The organism is Cellulosimicrobium sp. CpK407 (assembly GCF_051844275.1).
Classification (GTDB): domain Bacteria; phylum Actinomycetota; class Actinomycetes; order Actinomycetales; family Cellulomonadaceae; genus Cellulosimicrobium; species Cellulosimicrobium cellulans_G.
Genome location: NZ_JBGNYC010000120.1, coordinates 1 through 292, shown reverse-complemented (window position 1 = coordinate 292; position 292 = coordinate 1). Strand labels below are relative to the sequence as shown.

Annotated in this window: 1 pseudogene; it reads left to right on the top strand. The window is 65.4% G+C overall.

Annotation, left to right across the window (positions count from 1 at the left end):
* Positions 1 to 292, top strand: a pseudogene (locus ABWU78_RS20990) (ATP-dependent Clp protease ATP-binding subunit ClpX); the annotation flags it as partial.

Genomic DNA, 292 nt, shown 5'->3' with positions numbered 1-292 from the left:
TTTTGCGGGGTTGGACGACATCGTGGCGGCGCGGGCGCGTAAGCGGGGTGTGGGGTTTGGTGCGTCGATCGAGACGGGTGCGGGGGAGGATCTGTTCGCGCAGGTGCGTCCGGAGGATCTGCATCGGTTCGGGTTGATCCCGGAGTTCATCGGGCGCCTTCCGGTGGTCGCGTCGGTGTCGGCGTTGGATGCGGAGGCGTTGGTGCGGATTCTGACGCAGCCGCGGAATGCGTTGGTGAAGCAGTATCAGCGGATGTTCGCGATCGACGGGGTGGAGCTGGAGTTCACCGAC